Origin of the sequence: Pseudomonas sp. SWRI22 (assembly GCF_014268395.2) — a bacterium.
Classification (GTDB): Bacteria; Pseudomonadota; Gammaproteobacteria; order Pseudomonadales; family Pseudomonadaceae; genus Aquipseudomonas; species Aquipseudomonas paracarnis.
In genome coordinates this window covers 2,588,703-2,607,659 of the sequence record NZ_JABWQK020000001.1, presented here as the reverse complement: position 1 = coordinate 2,607,659, position 18,957 = coordinate 2,588,703, and the positions used below count along the sequence as shown (strand labels likewise).

Annotated in this window: 15 protein-coding genes; 14 read left to right on the top strand and 1 reads right to left on the bottom strand. The window is 61.2% G+C overall.

All coding sequences use genetic code 11. From position 1 onward, the window contains the following. Window positions 1–68: 68 nt before the first annotated feature. The 4 genes from HU730_RS11460 to HU730_RS11445 all read left to right on the top strand — a co-directional run bounded on the left by HU730_RS11460 (window position 69) and on the right by HU730_RS11445 (window position 4,790). Complete coding sequence (locus HU730_RS11460) at window positions 69–2,519, top strand: glycogen/starch/alpha-glucan phosphorylase (RefSeq protein WP_034125542.1); 2,451 nt, start codon at window positions 69–71, stop codon at window positions 2,517–2,519. Window positions 2,520–2,748: 229 nt separating this feature from the next. Continuing rightward, on the top strand, window positions 2,749–3,759 hold the full coding sequence (locus HU730_RS11455) for a class 1 fructose-bisphosphatase (protein WP_003187818.1): 1,011 nt from the start codon (window positions 2,749–2,751) through the stop codon (window positions 3,757–3,759). 176 nt (window positions 3,760–3,935) lie between these two features. Then, window positions 3,936–4,190: a hypothetical protein gene (locus HU730_RS11450; protein WP_003187823.1), complete on the top strand. Its 255-nt coding sequence runs from the start codon at window positions 3,936–3,938 to the stop codon at window positions 4,188–4,190. Between the two features lie 30 nt (window positions 4,191–4,220). Further along, a complete protein-coding gene (locus HU730_RS11445) occupies window positions 4,221–4,790 on the top strand; it encodes a lipocalin family protein (protein WP_034117302.1) in 570 nt (189 codons plus the stop codon). Between the two features lie 125 nt (window positions 4,791–4,915). Here HU730_RS11445 and HU730_RS11440 read toward each other — a convergent pair whose 3' ends face one another. After that, window positions 4,916–6,280, bottom strand: coding sequence for a formimidoylglutamate deiminase (locus tag HU730_RS11440; RefSeq protein WP_186526748.1), 1,365 nt, complete (start codon window positions 6,278–6,280; stop codon window positions 4,916–4,918). Between the two features lie 147 nt (window positions 6,281–6,427). On the opposite strand from HU730_RS11440, the gene hutC reads away from it, so the two are divergent. The 10 genes from hutC (at window position 6,428) to HU730_RS11390 (ending at window position 18,953) form a co-directional block, all read left to right on the top strand. Next, entirely contained in the window at window positions 6,428–7,138 is a 711-nt protein-coding gene (hutC, locus tag HU730_RS11435) for a histidine utilization repressor (RefSeq protein WP_230182974.1), read from the top strand. After that, window positions 7,135–7,695 carry a HutD family protein gene (locus HU730_RS11430; protein ID WP_057975381.1) on the top strand — a complete coding sequence of 187 codons (561 nt, stop codon included), beginning with the start codon at window positions 7,135–7,137 and terminating at the stop codon, window positions 7,693–7,695. The genes hutC and HU730_RS11430 overlap by 4 nt, the downstream gene beginning before the upstream one ends. 389 nt (window positions 7,696–8,084) lie before the next feature. Further along, complete coding sequence (gene hutU / locus HU730_RS11425; protein ID WP_034125546.1) at window positions 8,085–9,755, top strand: urocanate hydratase; 1,671 nt, start codon at window positions 8,085–8,087, stop codon at window positions 9,753–9,755. Window positions 9,756–9,932: 177 nt separating this feature from the next. Next, window positions 9,933–11,378 (top strand): cytosine permease, encoded by a 1,446-nt coding sequence (locus tag HU730_RS11420; protein ID WP_186526749.1) that lies wholly within the window; start codon window positions 9,933–9,935, stop codon window positions 11,376–11,378. 69 nt (window positions 11,379–11,447) lie between these two features. Beyond that, a complete protein-coding gene (locus HU730_RS11415; RefSeq protein ID WP_098949793.1) occupies window positions 11,448–12,413 on the top strand; it encodes an ABC transporter substrate-binding protein in 966 nt (321 codons plus the stop codon). 71 nt (window positions 12,414–12,484) lie between these two features. Continuing rightward, the gene (locus HU730_RS11410) at window positions 12,485–13,336 is read left to right on the top strand and encodes a proline/glycine betaine ABC transporter permease (protein ID WP_003187838.1); all 852 of its coding nucleotides are present in this window, start codon (window positions 12,485–12,487) and stop codon (window positions 13,334–13,336) included. After that, on the top strand, window positions 13,333–14,157 hold the full coding sequence (locus HU730_RS11405; protein WP_186526750.1) for a glycine betaine/L-proline ABC transporter ATP-binding protein: 825 nt from the start codon (window positions 13,333–13,335) through the stop codon (window positions 14,155–14,157). Before HU730_RS11410 ends, HU730_RS11405 begins: the two co-directional genes overlap by 4 nt. 148 nt (window positions 14,158–14,305) lie before the next feature. Then, complete coding sequence (gene hutH / locus HU730_RS11400) at window positions 14,306–15,814, top strand: histidine ammonia-lyase (RefSeq protein WP_186526751.1); 1,509 nt, start codon at window positions 14,306–14,308, stop codon at window positions 15,812–15,814. Window positions 15,815–15,840: 26 nt separating this feature from the next. Further along, window positions 15,841–17,379 carry a histidine ammonia-lyase gene (gene hutH, locus HU730_RS11395; RefSeq protein WP_089042090.1) on the top strand — a complete coding sequence of 513 codons (1,539 nt, stop codon included), beginning with the start codon at window positions 15,841–15,843 and terminating at the stop codon, window positions 17,377–17,379. A gap of 164 nt (window positions 17,380–17,543) precedes the next feature. Continuing rightward, the gene (locus HU730_RS11390; RefSeq protein WP_054919479.1) at window positions 17,544–18,953 is read left to right on the top strand and encodes an amino acid permease; all 1,410 of its coding nucleotides are present in this window, start codon (window positions 17,544–17,546) and stop codon (window positions 18,951–18,953) included. Window positions 18,954–18,957: the final 4 nt, after the last annotated feature.

Genomic DNA, 18,957 nt, shown 5'->3' with positions numbered 1-18,957 from the left:
GCACGTCTACCGTCTGTCAGACCGACTAGGCTCTAGCAACTCCTTCAATCTCGCCCGAGGTCGCACCGATGTCTCAGGAACCGCTTGCACGAGAAGCAGAGGTAGCCGCATTCCGCGATGCTGTCTTGACCAAACTCACCTACGCGGTGGGCAAGGACCCGGATCACGCCTTCGACCATGATTGGTTCGAAGCCATTGCGCTGGCCGCCCGCGACCAGATGGTCGATCACTGGATGGACCACACGCGACGTATTTATCGCAAAGGCCAGAAGCGCGTTTATTACCTGTCCCTGGAATTTCTCATTGGCCGGTTGCTCTACGACAGCCTGAGCAACCTGGGTGTGCTGGAGATCGCTCGTGAAGCGCTGTCGGAGCTGGGCGTGGATCTGGAACGCATCCGCCTGCTGGAGCCCGACGCGGCGCTCGGCAACGGTGGCCTGGGCCGGCTGGCGGCGTGCTTTATGGAAAGCATGTCGACCCTCGGCATTGCTGGCCACGGCTATGGCATTCGTTATGAACACGGCCTGTTCCGCCAGGCCATTGTCGACGGTTGGCAGCAGGAACAGACCGAACGCTGGCTGGATTTCGGTAACCCTTGGGAATTCGAGCGCGCCGAAGTGATTTACCCGATTGGCTTTGGCGGCAGCGTCGAAACCGTTGCGGACGCCTCCGGCAAGATGATCCAGGTATGGTCGCCCAACGAAACCGTACGTGCTGTTGCCTATGACACGCCGGTCGTCGGTTGGCGCGGCGCCAGCGTCAACACCCTGCGCCTATGGCGTGCGCGGGCTGTAGAAGACCTGCATCTGGAGCGCTTCAACGCCGGTGACCACTTGGGCGCCGTCGCCGAGGTGGCCCGTGCCGAAAGCATCTCCCGAGTGCTTTACCCGGCCGACAGCACCGAAGCAGGGCAGGAGCTGCGCCTGCGCCAGGAATATTTCTTCGTCTCCGCGTCCCTGCAGGATTTGCTGCGCCGCCACAAGAACATGCACGGTTCGGTGCTCAGCCTGGGCGAGCACGCCGCCATCCAGCTCAACGACACCCACCCGTCCATCGCCGTGGCCGAGTTGATGCGCCAACTGGTCGACCTGCACGATGTACCGTGGGAAGCCGCGTGGGATGTCACCGTCGAGACCCTTTCGTACACCAACCACACCTTGCTGCCCGAGGCCCTGGAAACCTGGCCTGTCGGTTTGATGGAGCGCATGCTGCCGCGGCACATGCAGATCATCTACCTGATCAACGCCCAGCACATCGACTCGCTGCGTGCCAAAGGCATCCACGACTTTGATGTCTTGCGCGCTGTGTCGCTGATCGAAGAAGACAACGGCCGCCGCGTGCGCATGGGCAACCTGGCATTCCTGGGCTCCCATAGCGTCAACGGCGTGTCCGGTTTGCATACCCAGCTAATGCGCAGCACGGTGTTCTCCGAACTGCACAAGCTCTACCCCGAGCGCATCAACAACAAAACCAACGGCATTACCTTCCGTCGCTGGTTGTACCAGGCCAACCCCAAGTTGACCGATATGCTGGTGGAAGCCCTGGGCCCGGATATTCTGGACCAGCCCGAGCAGCGTCTTATCGAGTTGGAACCCTTTGCCGAGAAACCGGCCTTCCGCAAAGCGTTCGCTGAACAGCGCCTGCACAGCAAGCGCGCACTGGCGCAGATCATCCATGAGCGCCTGGGCATTGCGATCAACCCGGCGGCGATGTTCGACGTGCAGGTCAAGCGCATCCACGAATACAAGCGCCAACTGCTCAACCTGCTGCACACCGTGGCGCTGTACCAGGCGATCCGTGCCGAGCCGGGCATCGATTGGGTGCCGCGGGTGAAAATCTTCGCGGGTAAGGCAGCGGCCAGTTATCACCAGGCCAAGCTGATCATCAAGCTGACCAACGACATCGCCCGCACCGTCAACAACGACCCGACCGTACGCGGCCTGCTCAAGGTGGTGTTCCTGCCCAACTACAACGTCAGCCTGGCGGAAAGCATCATTCCGGCAGCGGATTTGTCGGAGCAGATTTCCACGGCCGGCTTCGAAGCGTCCGGCACCAGCAACATGAAGTTCGGCCTCAACGGCGCGCTGACCATTGGCACCATGGACGGCGCCAATGTGGAGATGCACGAGCGGGTCGGCGCCGAGCACATGTTTATCTTTGGCCTCAGCGCCCAGCAGGTAGAAGCCCGCAAGCACGCCGGCGAGTTCAGCGCCGGGCCGGACATCGCCGCGTCCCATCGCTTGAACGACGTGCTGCAAGCGATCCGTGGTGGGGTATTTTCGCCGGATGACCCGGGCCGCTATGTGGGCCTGATCGATGGGCTGATCGACTACGATCGCTTCCTGGTGTGTGCCGACTTTGACGCCTACTGGGACGCCCAGGCGCGGGTCGAAGCGCATTGGCACGACTCCAAGGCCTGGTGGCGCTCGGCGGTGCTCAACACGGCGCGCATGGGCTGGTTCAGCTCTGACCGCACCATCCGCGAGTACGCCACCGAGATCTGGAAAGCCCTCGACTAACTGATACCCCTGTAGGAGCGAGCTTGCTCGCGAAGAGCTCCAACGATAACGCGTGCTTGCTGAATGAACGCGGCGCGTGTGAGTTTTTCGCGAGCAAGCTCGCTCCTACAGAGGGCTATTGCATTGGGTCGTGAACTCTATTGGCGTTAAATCCTCTGATTAGAGGAAATCAGCCCCGACTCGCGCTAAACTGCGCGGGTTTTTAGCCCCCCATTCTCCGGAGCCTTCCATGTCCCGCGTTACCTTGAGTCGCTATTTGATCGAGCAGACCCGCAGCAACAACACGCCTGCCGATCTGCGCTTCCTTATCGAAGTGGTGGCGCGTGCTTGCAAGGAAATCAGCCACGCCGTTTCCAAAGGCGCACTGGGCGGTGTCCTGGGCAGCATGGGCACTGAAAACGTGCAGGGCGAAGTGCAGAAGAAACTGGACGTTCTGTCCAACGAAATCCTGCTCGAAGCCAACGAATGGGGCGGCCACCTGGCCGGCATGGCGTCCGAAGAAATGGACAATGCCTACCAGATCCCAGGCAAATACCCGAAGGGCGCATACCTGCTGGTGTTCGACCCACTGGACGGTTCGTCCAACATCGACATCAACGCACCGGTCGGCACCATCTTCTCGGTACTGCGTTGCCCCAACGAATACCTGAGCCAGAACGAAGCCCTGAACGAAAAGGCTTTCCTGCAGCCAGGCACCGAGCAGGTTGCTGCCGGCTACGCGATCTACGGCCCACAGACCATGCTGGTGCTGACCCTGGGCGACGGCGTCAAGGGCTTCACCCTGGACCGTGAAATGGGCAGCTTCGTGCTGACCCACGAAGACATTTCGATTCCTGCCTCTACCCAGGAATTTGCCATCAACATGTCCAACCAGCGCCACTGGGAAGAACCGGTGAAGCGCTACGTCAACGAGCTGATGGAAGGCGAAGAAGGCCCGCTGAAGAAGAACTTCAACATGCGCTGGGTGGCCGCGATGGTTGCCGACGTACACCGCATCCTGACCCGTGGTGGGCTGTTCATGTACCCACGCGACAGCCGCGAGCCGTCCAAGCCAGGCAAGCTGCGCCTGATGTACGAAGCCAACCCGATGTCGTTTTTGGTTGAACAGGCAGGCGGTGCGTCCACCGACGGCCACCAGCGCATCCTCGACATTCAGCCTGAAGGCCTGCACCAGCGTGTGGCGGTATTCCTGGGTTCGAAGGAAGAAGTTGAGCGCGTGACGGCCTATCACAAGAAGTAAGCCGTAACGAGCGGTGAGCCGCTGTATTGTGAGATGGATCACCGTTAAAGAAGCCCCGAAACGTTTCAGCGTTTTCGGGGCTTTTTTGTTTTCGCTCGTCGGGAACCAGACACCCCTTTTCCCTTCTAAGCTTCTGGCAGATACCCCAGCTGCTTTGTCTCTCCAGGAGCTTTTCCATGTCTATACGCCGTCTCGCCCTGCTGGCTTTTTGCGTGCTCTTAGCCGCTTGCAGCAAGGTCACCCAAGAAAACTACCAAAAGCTCTCGGCCGGCATGGCCAAGGCCGAGGTGGAGTCGTTGCTGGGTAAGCCAACCGATTGTTCCGGCGCACTGGGCATGTCCAGCTGCACCTGGGGCGATAAAAACAGCTTTATCAGCGTGCAGTACGCCGGTGACAAAGTTCTGATGTTTTCCGGGCAAGGCCTGAAGTAAACCGGGGCGCGAGCCTGCGGGAGAAGAAGAATGATGCGTTTTGTTTTGTTCCTTTGCGCCAGCCTGTTTTTGGCGGGCTGCGCCAGCCATTCTGGCGATGATCTGCAACCCAAGACTGCGAGCAACGTCAACCTCAAGCGTTACCAGGGCACCTGGTATGAGTTGGCCCGGTTGCCGATGTACTTCCAGCGCAACTGTGCGCAATCGGAAGCCCGCTACACCTTGCTGCCTGATGGTGACATGTCGGTTTTCAACCGCTGCCTGACGCCTGAGTGGAAGTGGCAAGAGGCCAAAGGCACGGCAACGCCGCAGGTGCCAGGCAAGACCGACAAACTGTGGGTGGAATTCAATAACTGGTTTACATCGCTGTTGCCGGGCGTTGCCAAGGGCGACTACTGGGTGCTGTATGTCAGCGATGACTACAAGACCGCCATCGTCGGCAGCCCGAGCCGTCGCTATATGTGGATCCTGTCGCGCACGCCGACGGTGAGTGCCGATACCCGCGAAGACCTGCTGAGCAGGGCGCGACAGCAAGGCTATGACACCACGCGGTTGATCTGGCGCACGTCGGATAAGCAGATGGCGAAGACGTCTCAGTAATTTGCGGCCCCTCAATCAAATGTGGGAGCTGGCTTGCCTGCGATAGCATCAACCCGGTGTAACTGAAGCGCCGAGGTGTCTGTATCGCAGGCAAGCCAGCTCCCACAGTTGTTATGGGTTGGTCGTCAGTTCAGCAAGTCCTTCAGGACCTGGGTGAATGCCCGACTGCTGTCTTCTTCGCCAGCATGATGCCCATCTCGCACCACCCATTTGCCATTGACCAGTACATCGCGCACTTGCCGATCACCACCGGCAAAAAGCCAGCGGTTGAGAATTCCATCCTCACTGGCCGTCGCCAAGTACGGGTCGCTACCGTCCAGCACTATCCAGTCCGCACGCTTGCCCACTTGCAGTCGACCAATCGGCTGGCCCAGCGCTTGTGCGCCACCGTCCAGCGCAGCATCGAACAGCGGGCGACCCACCATCGGCTGATCGCTGCGATACAGGCGGTTGCGCCGTTGATCGCGCAGGCGCTGGCCGTATTCCAGCCAACGCAGTTCTTCCACCACGCTCAGTGACACATGGCTGTCGGAACCGATGCCTATGCGGCCGCCCTGAGCGAGGAAGTCCACCGCCGGAAAAATCCCATCGCCCAGGTTGGCTTCGGTGGTCAGGCACAAACCGGCAATCGCTCGGCTGTTGGCCATGCGCGTGACTTCGTCGGCATCGGCATGGGTGGCATGCACCAGGCACCAGCGATCATCCACCTCGACATTGTCATACAGCCACTGCAACGGGCGCTTGCCGCTCCAGGCCAGGCAGTCGTCGACTTCTTTTTGCTGTTCGGCGATGTGGATATGCACGGGGCAGTTTTTGTCACTGGCGCCCAGCACGGTATGGATTTGTTCGGGGGTTACGGCGCGCAGGGAGTGGAAGCACAGGCCCAGTTGCTGCGCCGGTTGTGCCGCCAGAATGGGCTGCAGGCGTGCTTGCAGGTCCAGGTAGTGTTCCGTGCTGTTGATAAACCGTCGCTGGCCTTCATTCGGCGCTTGGCCACCAAAACCCGCGTGGGTGTAGAGCACCGGCAGCAAGGTCAGGCCGATCCCGCTGCTGGCGGCCGCCTGGCTGATCTGGCGGGACAGCTCCGTACGGTCGGCATAGGGCTGGCCGCTGACATCGTGGTGCACGTAATGAAACTCGGCCACCGAGGTGTAGCCGGCCTTGAGCATTTCGATATACAGCTGACGGGCGATGACCTGTAACTGCTCGGGGTTGATCTTGCCGACCATGCGGTACATCAAGTCGCGCCAGGTCCAGAAACTGTCGTTGGGGTTGCCGGCCACTTCGGCCAAGCCCGCCATGGCGCGTTGGAAGGCATGGGAGTGCAGGTTCGGCATGCCCGCCAACACCGGGCCCCTGAGCCGTTCCGCGCCTTCTGCACTGGCATTGGGCTCAACCTTTGTCAGCAGGCCATCGGCGCCGACTTCAAGACGTACATCATTGGCCCATCCATTAGGCAGCAGTGCGCGTTCGGCAAAGAAAGCGGACATGATCAAGGCACCCCGGTCGTGTGTTTATTTGTATATACATATACAGACGTTTGCCTGCTCGGTAAACTCCGGCAATCTATGCATCTTTTTCCCCTGCAAGGATTCCCTGTGCCGACTCCGCCCGCCAACTCTTCGCTGGCTGCCCACATGGACGAAAGTCCGGCGCCCTTGTATGCCCGCGTCAAACAGATGATCAGCCAGCAGATCCTCAACGGCAACTGGCCGCCCCATTACCGCGTGCCGTCGGAAAGCGAGCTGGTCAGCGAGTTGGGCTTCAGCCGCATGACCATCAACCGTGCCCTGCGCGAGCTGACCGCCGAAGGCTTGTTGGTGCGTATGCAGGGTGTGGGTACGTTTGTTGCCGAGCCGAAAAGCCAGTCGGCCCTGTTTGAAGTGCACAACATCGCCGATGAAATCGCCTCCCGCGGGCATCGGCACACTTGCCAGGTCATCACCCTGGGCGAAGAAGCTGCTGGTTCCGAGCGCGCCGTCGCCTTGGAAATGCGCGAAGGCGGGCGGGTGTTCCACTCGTTGATCGTGCATTACGAGAACGACATTCCTGTGCAAATCGAAGACCGTTTCGTCAACGCTCTGGTCGCGCCGGAATACCTGCAGCAGGACTTCACCCAGCAAACCCCGTATGCCTATTTGAACCAGGTCGCGCCGTTGACTGAGGGTGAGCATGTGGTTGAGGCGATTCTCGCCGATGCCGCCGAGTGCAAGTTGTTGCAGATCGAGCCGAGCGAGCCGTGCCTGTTGATTCGCCGACGCACCTGGTCGGGTCGCCAGCCGGTGACTGCGGCGCGGTTGATCCACCCCGGTTCCCGTCACAGCCTCGAAGGACGCTTCAGTAAATGAGTGAGATCAACGTCTGGCGCGCCGCCGACTACGTACGCATGCCGTGGAAGAACGGCGGCGGCAGTACCGAAGAAGTCAGTCGCGACGCCGGCACCGGCCTGGATGGATTTGGCTGGCGTTTGTCGATTGCCGATATCGCCGAGTCGGGTGGGTTCTCCACCTTCGCCGGTTACCAGCGCGTGATTACGGTGATCAAAGGCGCCGGCATGGTGCTGACCGTAGACGGTGAGGAGCAGCGCGGGTTATTACCGTTGCAGCCGTTCGCGTTCAAGGGCGAAAGCCAGGTGTCATGCCGTTTGATCACCGGGCCAATCCGCGACTTCAATCTTATCTATTCGCCCGAGCGTTACCATGCACGCTTGCAGTGGATGGATGGCGTGCAGCAGTTTTTCAGTACTGCGCAGACGGTGCTGGTTTTCAGCGTGGCGGACGAAGTGAAGGTGCTGGGCGAGAAGCTCGGCCACCACGATTGCCTGCAAGTGGACGGTAACACTGAACTGCTGGAAATATCGGTCACAGGCCGCTGCTGCATCATCGAACTGACCGCACGCGGTTAAAAACTGTGGGAGCTGGCTTGCCTGCGATAGCGGTGTATCAGCCTAGGATGTGCTGACTGACACACCGCTATCGCAGGCAAGCCAGCTCCCACATTTGTTTGTGCGCTGTTCCCAAGACCGCGCACCAATTTGTTACCGAACGCCCCAGCGTGACGCAAAGCCACGCTGTCGTGACAAGTCCTCATTCCTGTAAAACGCCTCCGTAAGAAATTTCATCAAACCTCCAAGCCTTGATTATCAAGGCTTGCGCGCGCCTTCGGAAAAAATCTGCAAGGCTCATTTCAAAAGTTGGCCGCTCGATTGCATATGCTTGTACATACAAGTAAAGATGTGTGCGTAAGACTTCGCACCATCCATGTTCGCGCATCGATCGCCGAGGAGTCCTAGCTGTGACCAAGCCTACAAAATACCGTGACGTCGAAATCCGCGCCGCCCGCGGTAACAAGCTCACCGCCAAAAGCTGGCTGACCGAAGCGCCGCTGCGCATGCTGATGAACAACCTCGACCCGCAAGTGGCCGAGAATCCCAAAGAATTGGTGGTGTACGGCGGTATCGGCCGTGCGGCGCGCAACTGGGAGTGCTACGACCAGATCGTCGAGAGCCTCACCAATCTGAACGACGACGAAACCCTGCTGGTGCAATCCGGTAAGCCAGTCGGCGTGTTCAAGACCCACAGCAACGCCCCGCGCGTGCTGATTGCCAACTCCAACCTGGTACCGCACTGGGCCAGTTGGGAGCATTTCAACGAACTGGATGCCAAGGGCCTGGCCATGTACGGCCAGATGACCGCCGGCAGCTGGATCTACATCGGCAGCCAGGGCATCGTTCAAGGCACCTACGAAACCTTCGTGGAAGCCGGCCGCCAGCATTACAACAGCGACCTGACCGGCCGTTGGGTGCTCACCGCCGGCCTCGGCGGCATGGGCGGCGCGCAGCCACTGGCCGCGACCCTGGCCGGCGCCTGCTCGCTGAACATCGAGTGCCAGCAAGTCAGCATCGACTTCCGCCTGAACAGCCGCTACGTCGACGAGCAGGCCACCGACCTCGACGACGCCCTGGCCCGTATCGCCAAGTACACCAAGGAAGGCAAGGCCATCTCCATCGCCCTGCTGGGCAACGCCGCAGAGATCCTGCCGGAACTGGTCAAGCGCGGCGTGCGCCCGGACATGGTCACCGACCAGACCAGCGCCCACGACCCACTCAACGGCTACCTGCCGGCGGGCTGGACCTGGGACGAATACCGCGCTCGCGCCAAGACCGAGCCGGCCGCCGTGATCAAGGCCGCCAAGCAGTCGATGGCCGTCCACGTCAAAGCCATGCTGGAATTCCAGAAGCAAGGCATCCCGACCTTCGACTACGGCAACAACATCCGCCAGATGGCCCAGGAAGAGGGCGTGGAAAACGCGTTCGACTTCCCAGGTTTCGTACCGGCTTACATCCGCCCACTGTTCTGCCGTGGCATCGGCCCGTTCCGTTGGGCGGCGCTGTCCGGCGACCCGCAAGACATCTACAAGACCGACGCCAAAGTCAAAGAACTGATCCCGGACGATGCCCACCTGCACAACTGGCTGGACATGGCCCGCGAGCGCATCAGCTTCCAGGGCCTGCCGGCACGTATCTGCTGGGTCGGCCTGGGCCAGCGTGCCAAGTTGGGCCTGGCGTTCAACGAAATGGTGCGCAGCGGCGAGCTGTCCGCGCCGGTCGTGATCGGCCGTGATCACCTGGACTCCGGCTCGGTCGCCAGCCCGAACCGCGAAACCGAAGCCATGCAGGACGGCTCCGACGCTGTGTCCGACTGGCCACTGCTCAACGCCTTGCTCAACACCGCGAGCGGCGCCACCTGGGTCTCGCTGCACCACGGTGGCGGCGTGGGCATGGGCTTCTCCCAGCACTCGGGGATGGTGATTGTGTGCGACGGTACTGACGAAGCGGCCGAGCGGATTGCCCGCGTGCTGCACAACGACCCGGCGACCGGGGTGATGCGTCATGCGGATGCGGGTTACCAGATCGCTGTCGACTGCGCCAAGGAACAAGGCCTGAACCTGCCGATGATCAAGTAACTCAATGTGGGGTGGGCTTGTGTGGCGAGCAAGCTTGCTTGCGCTGGGGTGCGAAGCAGCCCCAAAAAGCCGGCTCCAGCTTCGCTGTCGAACGGGAGCAAGCTCCCTCGCCACAGCAAGCCAGCGCCCACAGAAGAGCAAGATGCATACAAAACAATCCATCAGAGGTTGAACAACATGGCTGCAAACGACACCACCCCGTTGATCGAGAAACGTTCGATCGACTACATCCCGGAAGCGGAAAGACATGGTCGTCTATTCAGTCAATTCACCCTGTGGATGGGTGCCAACCTGCAGATCACTGCGATTGTCACCGGGGCGTTGGCCGTGGTGCTGGGCGGTGATGTGTTCTGGTCGTTGATCGGCTTGCTCATCGGTCAATTGATCGGCGGTTGCGTCATGGCGCTGCATGCGGCGCAAGGCCCCAAGCTTGGCCTGCCGCAGATGATTTCCAGCCGGGTGCAGTTCGGCGTGTATGGGGCGGCCATTCCGATTGTGCTGGTGTGCTTGATGTACCTGGGTTTCACCGCCACCGGTACCGTGCTGTCGGGCCAGGCGCTGGGCCAGTTGTTCGGGGTCAGCGACAGCGTCGGCATCCTGATCTTCGCCAGTGTCATCGTGCTGGTCACGGTGCTGGGTTACCGAGTGATCCACTTCATCGGCCGGGTCGCCAGCCTGATTGGCGTGGTTGCCTTTGTGTACCTGTTCAGCCGCCTGATGAGCCAGACCGACGTTGGCGCGCTCCTGCAGATCCGCCACTTCAGCTGGAGCAGTTTCCTGCTGGCCGTGTCGCTGGCGGCCTCTTGGCAGATTGCGTTCGGCCCTTACGTGGCGGATTACTCGCGTTACCTGCCGAGCCACACCTCATCGGTCAAAACCTTTCTCGCTGCTGGCGCAGGTTCGGTCATCGGGGCCCAAGTGGCGATGGTCCTCGGCGTGTTTGCCGCGGCCATGTCCAACGGGCAGTTTGCCGGTCACGAGGTGGCGTACATCGTTGGCTTGAGCGGCACGGGGGCCACCGCTGCGTTGCTGTATTTCAGCATCGCGTTCGGCAAGGTCACCATCTCGACGCTCAATTCCTACGGCAGCTTCATGTGCATCGCCACTATCATCAGCGGCTTTCGTGGGCGTCTGGAGGTCACGCGTCTGCAGCGTCTGGTATTCGTGTTGATGATCGTCGGCACGGCCACGCTGATCGCGTTGCTCGGCCAGCATTCGTTCCTCGGTGCATTCAAGTCGTTCATCCTGTTCCTGTTGGCGTTCTTTACGCCTTGGAGCGCGATCAACCTGGTGGATTACTACTGCATCACCCGCGAGCGTTATGACGTGCCGGCGCTGGCCGATCCGAACGGTCGCTACGGCCGCTGGAACCTGCTGGGCATCAGCGTCTATGTGTTCGGCGTACTGGTGCAGCTGCCGTTCATCTCCACCAAGTTCTACACCGGTCCCCTGGTGGCCGCGCTGGGTGATGTGGATATCTCCTGGATCATCGGCCTGGTACTGCCGGCGGCCCTGTATTACGTGTGTGCGAAAAAATGGCACGGCACGGTACCCGATCACCTGATCCTGCCAAAAGAGCAGGGCGCTTCACCCATAACAAACGAGCTGGCTGCACAAGCCTGATGGGACGTGGACAGGGCAGGACGCCTACTGACTGCCGTAATCCATTTCAAGATTGGGAGCGTCACAACAATGACTATGAATAAGACCTTGCTGGCTACTTTGTTCGCGGCCGGCGTGCTGGCAAGTGCCGGCGCCCAGGCGGCCGGTTGGTGCGAGTCGGGTAAACCGGTGAAATTCGCCGGACTGAATTGGGAAAGCGGCATGTTGCTCACCGACATCCTGCAAACCGTGCTCGAAAAAGGCTACGACTGCAAAACCGACAGCTTGCCGGGCAATTCCATCACCATGGAAAACGCCCTGGGCAGCAACGATATCCAAGTGTTCGCCGAGGAGTGGGTAGGCCGCAGCGAGGTCTGGAACAAAGCCGAGAAGGCCGGCAAAGTCGTTGGCGTCGGTGCCCCGGTGGTGGGCGCGGTCGAAGGCTGGTACGTGCCGCGCTATGTGATCGAAGGTGACGCCAAGCGCAAGCTGGAAGCCAAGGCGCCGGACCTGAAAAACATCGCCGACCTGGCCAAGTACGCCTCGGTGTTCAAGGACCAGGAAGAGCCGTCCAAGGGCCGTTTCTACAACTGCCCGGCCGGCTGGACCTGCGAGCTGGACAACAGCGAAATGCTCAAGAGCTACGGCCTGGAAAGCACCTATACCAACTTCCGCCCGGGCACCGGCCCGGCGCTGGATGCGGCGGTACTGTCGAGCTACAAGCGCGGCGAGCCGATCCTGTTCTACTACTGGTCACCGACACCGCTGATGGGCCAGGTCGATCTGGTCAAGTTGGAAGAGAAGCCCGGCGTGGACAAAACCGTGAGCATCAAGGTCGGCCTCTCCAAGACTTTCCACGAGCAAGCCCCGGAACTGGTGGCCGTGCTGGAAAAGGTCAACCTGCCCATCGACCTGCTGAACCAGAACCTGGGCCGCATGGCCAAGGAGCGGATCGAGTCGCCGAAACTGGCGAAAATATTCCTCAAGGAACATCCTGAAGTCTGGCACGCCTGGGTGAGCGAAGACGCAGCCAAGAAAATCGACGCGGCCTTGTAGGTCAAGTGTGCACGGCTACCCTCAAGGGTGGCCGGGCGGCTGGCCACAACCCACTGGATCGAGAGCACGATATGTTTCCTGAGAGCTTTACCTTTTCCATCGCCGACTGGGTCAACGGTTGGGTGGACGCACTGGTCACCAACTACGGCGATGTGTTCCGGCACATCTCCGATACGCTGCTGTGGGCCATCGTCAACCTGGAAGGCCTGCTGCGCGCAGCGCCCTGGTGGCTGATGCTGGCCATCGTCGGGGGCATCGCCTGGCACGCCACACGCAAGGTGGTGACCACGGCGGTGATCGTCGGTTTGCTGTTCCTGGTGGGCGCCGTTGGCCTGTGGGACAAGCTGATGCAAACCCTGGCATTGATGATGGTGGCCACGGTGATTTCGGTGTTGATCGGCATCCCCCTGGGTATCTTGTCGGCGCGCAGTAATCGCCTGCGTTCGGTGCTGATGCCGCTGCTGGACATCATGCAAACCATGCCCAGCTTCGTGTACCTGATCCCGGTGCTGATGCTGTTCGGCCTGGGCAAGGTCCCGGCGATTTTCGCTACGGTGATCTACGCCGCGCCGCCGCTGATTCGCCTGACAGACCTGGGTATTCGCCAGGTCGATGGCGAAGTCATGGAAGCCATCAACGCCTTCGGCGCCAACCGCTGGCAGCAACTGTTCGGCGTGCAATTGCCGCTGGCGCTGCCAAGCATCATGGCCGGGATCAACCAGACCACCATGATGGCGCTGTCGATGGTGGTGATCGCCTCGATGATCGGTGCCCGTGGCTTGGGTGAAGACGTGCTCGTCGGCATCCAGACCCTCAACGTCGGCCGCGGCCTTGAAGCCGGGCTGGCGATCGTGATTCTCGCAGTGGTCATCGACCGCATTACCCAGGCTTATGGCCGCCCACGGCATGAGGCGAGCAAATGACGACTGTCAGCAAAATCGAAGTCAAAAACGTCTTCAAAATTTTCGGCGCACGCGCCAAGGATGCGCTGGCCATGGTCGGCCAGGGCAAGACCAAGGACCAGGTACTGGCCGAGACCGGTTGCGTGGTCGGCGTCAATGACTTGTCCCTGAACATCGGCACCGGTGAGATCTTTGTGATCATGGGCTTGTCGGGTTCGGGCAAATCCACCCTGGTGCGCCACTTCAACCGCCTGATCGACCCCACCAGCGGCGCGATCCTGGTGGATGGCGAAGACATCCTGCAACTGGACATGGAAGCCCTGCGCCAATTCCGTCGGCACAAGATCAGCATGGTGTTCCAGAGCTTCGGCCTGCTGCCGCACAAGAGCGTGCTCGACAACGTTGCCTACGGCCTGAAAGTGCGTGGCGAAACCAAGCAAGTCTGCGCCGAACGTGCGTTGCACTGGATCGAAACCGTGGGCCTCAAAGGCTACGAAAACAAATACCCGCACCAGCTGTCCGGCGGCATGCGCCAGCGCGTGGGCCTGGCCCGCGCCTTGGCGGCCGACACCGACATCATCCTGATGGACGAAGCCTTCAGCGCCCTCGACCCGTTGATCCGCGCCGAGATGCAGGATCAGTTGCTCGAGCTGCAAAAGACCCTGCACAAGACCATCGTGTTTATCACCCACGATCTCGACGAGGCCGTGCGCATCGGCAACCGCATTGCGATCCTCAAGGACGGCAAGCTGATCCAGGTCGGCACGCCGCGAGAGATTCTGCACTCGCCGGCGGATGAGTATGTGGACCGCTTTGTTCAGCGGCGGGCGGCGGTGGTCTGATCCGGGCTTGATCGTTCTCACGCTCCGCGTGGGAACGCATTTCGTGACGCTCCGCGTCACTTGGGGGGACGCAGAGCGTCCCAGGCGGCGTACCCACGCAGAGCGTGGGAACGATCAATGCTGCCTAAGAATTGAAGAAGGTATGAAGATGTCCCAGGCAACCAAAATCATCATCGCCGACACCCCCATGCGCTGGCAGGACGTCACCGCCGTCGCCCGCCACGGCGCCATGCTCGAACTGTCGGGCCACGCCTGGGCGCGTATCGACAATGCCCAGGCCATCGTGCAGCGCATCGTCACCAGCGGCGAGCGTGCCTATGGTGTCAACACCGGCCTGGGCGCGTTGTGCAACGTCTCGCTCAAGACCGAGCAACTGAGCCAACTGTCGCGCAATACGCTGTTGAGCCACGCCTGCGGCGTCGGCCCGGTGCTCAGCGATGAGCAAACCCGTGCGATCATCTGCGCGGCGATCATCAACTACAGCCACGGCAAATCCGGCCTGCATCCGCAGGTGGTGCACGCGCTGCTGGCGCTGCTCAACCACGGCATCACCCCGCAAGTACCGTCCCAAGGCTCGGTGGGGTATCTGACCCACATGGCCCATATCGGCGTGGCCCTGCTGGGCGTTGGTAATGTGAGTTATCGCGGCCAGATCGTCACGGCGCAACACGCGTTGCAGGCTGAAGGCTTGCAGCCGGTGGTGCTCGGCGCCAAAGACGGCCTGTGCCTGGTCAATGGCACGCCGTGCATGACCGGCCTGAGCTGCCTGGCCCTGGCCGACGCGCATCACTTGCTGCAGTGGGCCGACGTGATCGGTGCCATGAGCTTCGAAGCCCAGCGCGGCCAGATTGACGCCTTTGACGAAGCCATCATCGCCCTCAAGCCGCACCCGGGCATGCAGCACGTAGGTATCAACCTGCGTGCCCTGCTCGACGGCAGTGAGGTGATTGCCAGCAGCAAAGGTATTCGCACCCAGGACGCCTTGAGCATTCGCTCGATTCCGCAGATTCACGGCGCGGCCCGCGACCAGGTAGAACACGCCACGCGCCAGATCGAGACCGAACTCAACAGCGCCACCGACAACCCGCTGGTGCTGGGCACGCCGGATAATTACCGCGTGGTGTCCCAGGCCAACCCTCACGGGCAGTCCGTCGCGTTGGCGGCCGACATGCTCGCCATCGCCATGGCCGAGATCGGTTCGGTGGCCGAGCGTCGCCTGGATCGCCTGGTCAACCCGCATGTCAGCGGCCTGCCAGCCTTCCTGGTGAGCAACCCGGGCGTCAACTCCGGAATGATGATCGTGCAGTACGTCGCCGCGTCCTTGTGCGGGCAGAACCGCCAGTTGGCGCAACCGGCGGTGCTCGACAATTTCGTCACCTCAGGCCTGCAGGAAGACCACTTGAGCATGGGCACCAACGCCGCGCTCAAGTTGCACCAGGTGCTGGCCAACGTCACCCAGATTCTTGCCATCGAGTACCTGCTGGCGGCCCAGGCTTTCGAGTTTCTCAAGGACCAGCGCTTCGGCGCCGGTACCGACCGCGCCTGGCGTTTGCTGCGCGAAGTGGTCCCTGCTTATGAACAGGACCGCTGGCTGGCGCCGGATATTGCCGCCGCTGCCCAATTGCTTAAAGACACTGCTTTACCGAATTTGCACTGAACACCTAAGAACAATTCACAAGGAGTATGAATGTGACTGCGCTAAACCTGATTCCAGGCCAACTGAGCCTCGCCCAACTGCGTGCCATCTACCAGCAGCCAGTAACCCTCAGCCTGGATGACAGCGCCTCGGCCCAGATCGAAGCCAGCGTTGCCTGCGTGGAGCAGATTCTCGCCGAGAACCGCACCGCCTACGGCATCAACACCGGTTTTGGCCTGTTGGCATCGACCCGCATCGCCAGCGAAGATCTGGAAAACCTCCAGCGTTCGCTGGTGCTGTCCCACGCCGCCGGCGTCGGTGAGCCGATCAGCGATGCACTGGTGCGACTGGTCATGGTGCTCAAGGTCAACAGCCTGAGCCGTGGCTTCTCCGGGATTCGTCGCCAGGTGATCGACGCGCTGATCGCGCTGATCAACGCCGAGGTGTACCCGCACATTCCGCTCAAGGGGTCAGTGGGTGCTTCCGGTGACCTGGCGCCGCTGGCGCACATGTCCCTGGTACTGCTTGGCGAAGGCAAGGCGCGTTACAAGGGCGAATGGCTGGAAGCCACCGAGGCACTGAAAATCGCCGGCCTCACGCCGCTGACCCTGGCCGCCAAAGAAGGCCTGGCGCTGCTCAACGGCACCCAGGTGTCCACGGCCTATGCCCTGCGTGGCCTGTTCGAAGGCGAAGACCTGTTCGCCGCTGCCCTCGCTTGCGGCGGCCTCACTGTGGAAGCGGTACTGGGTTCGCGTTCGCCGTTCGATGCACGTATTCATGCGGCGCGTGGCCAGCGCGGCCAGATCGACTCGGCAGCGGCCTATCGTGACCTGCTCGGTGAGAGCAGCCAGGTGTCCCAATCGCACCAGAACTGCGACAAGGTTCAAGACCCGTATTCCCTGCGTTGCCAGCCACAGGTCATGGGCGCGTGCCTGACTCAATTGCGCCAGGCCGCCGAGGTGCTGGTGGTAGAAGCCAACGCAGTGTCGGATAACCCGCTGGTCTTTGCCGCCGAGGGTGACGTGATTTCCGGTGGCAACTTCCACGCCGAACCCGTGGCCATGGCCGCCGATAACATGGCGCTGGCCATTGCCGAAATCGGCTCCCTGAGCGAGCGTCGGATCTCGTTGATGATGGACAAGCACATGTCGCAACTGCCGCCGTTTCTGGTGGGCAATGGCGGGGTGAACTCCGGTTTCATGATCGCCCAGGTGACCGCTGCCGCGCTCGCCAGCGAGAACAAGGCGCTGGCCCATCCCCATAGCGTCGACAGCTTGCCGACTTCGGCCAACCAGGAAGACCACGTGTCCATGGCCCCGGCTGCGGGCAAGCGTTTGTGGGAAATGGCCGAGAACACCCGGGGCATCCTCGCGGTGGAATGGCTCGCGGCGTGCCAGGGCCTGGACCTGCGCGACGGCCTGAAGACCTCGCCCAAGCTGGAAAAAGCCCGTGGCATCCTGCGCGACAAAGTGGCGTTCTATGACAAGGACCGCTTCTTCGCCCCGGACATCAACGCCGCCAGCGAGCTGCTCGCCAGCCGCTGCCTGAATGAGCTGGTGCCGGCCAAGTTGCTGCCAAGCCTCTGACCGGGACTCGGTCTGTGCCTGATCATTCCCACGCTCCGCGTGGGAATGCATCCTGTGACGCTCTGCGTCACCGCTCTAAAAGCGGACGCGGAGCGTCCAGGTCGGAGTTCCCACGCCGAGCGTGGGAACGATCTTCTCCTCATAAGAATAATTAGGGACGAGAAATGCACCAGCCAGAAAAAGGTTTGAAACGCGGGCTCAACGCCCGACATATTCGATTCATGGCCCTCGGTTCCGCGATCGGCACCGGGCTGTTCTATGGCTCTGCCTCCGCCATCCAAATGGCCGGTCCTGCCGTGCTGCTGGCCTACCTGATCGGCGGCGCTGCTGTATTCATGGTGATGCGCGCCCTCGGTGAGATGGCCGTGCACAACCCGGTGTCTGGCTCCTTCGGCCACTACGCCAGCACCTACCTGGGGCCCATGGCCGGGTTTATCCTCGGCTGGACCTACGCCTTTGAAATGATCATCGTCTGCCTCGCCGACGTCACCGCGTTCGGCATCTACATGGGCTTCTGGTTTCCCGAAGTGGCCCGTTGGGTCTGGGTGCTGGGCATCGTGTTTTTGATCGGCGGCCTGAACCTGTGCAACGTCAAAGTCTTTGGCGAGATGGAGTTCTGGCTGTCGTTGCTCAAGGTCGGTGCCATTGTGGCGATGATCCTCGGCGGCTTTGGCATCATGTTGTTCGGCATTCACTCGGCGGGCGAAACCCAGGCCAGCGGCCTGAGCAACCTGTGGGCCCACGGCGGCTTCATGCCCAACGGCATTGGTGGGCTGATCGCCTCGTTTGCGGTGGTGATGTTTGCCTTTGGTGGCATCGAAATCATCGGCATCACCGCCGGTGAAGCCAAGGACCCACAGCGGGTGATCCCCAAGGCGATCAACGCGGTGCCGCTGCGTATCCTGCTGTTCTACGTGCTCACCCTGTTCGTGTTGATGGCCATCTACCCGTGGCCGCAGATCGGCAGCCAGGGCAGCCCGTTCGTGCAGATCTTCAGCAACCTGGGGATTGGCTCGGCGGCGACCATTCTCAACATCGTGGTGATCTCGGCGGCGGTGTCGGCGATCAACAGCGACATTTTCGGCGCCGGGCGCATGATGTACGGCCTGGCTCAACAAGGGCAGGCGCCCAAGGGCTTCGCGCAATTGTCCAAACAAGGCGTGCCATGGATGACCGTGGTGGTCATGGGCGCCGCCTTGCTCGGCGGTGTGGTGCTCAACTACCTGATCCCGGAAAGCGTGTTCTTGCTGATCGCCTCGATTGCCACCTTCGCCACCGTGTGGGTATGGCTGATGATCCTGTTTACCCAGGTCGCCATGCGCCGCTCGATGACCAAGGCGCAGATCGCCGAACTGAAATTCCCGGTGCCGTTCTGGCCTTATGCGCCGGCGGCGGCCATTGTGTTCATGCTGTTTGTGTTTGGTGTACTCGGTTACTTCCCGGATACCCAGGCGGCGTTAATGGTAGGCGCCGTGTGGATCGTGCTGCTGATCATCGCCTACTGGCTGTGGGTCAAGCCTGCCGCCGGGCAAACGGCCAAGGTCGATTACGACCCGGTTTTGTCTCATCGATAACTTA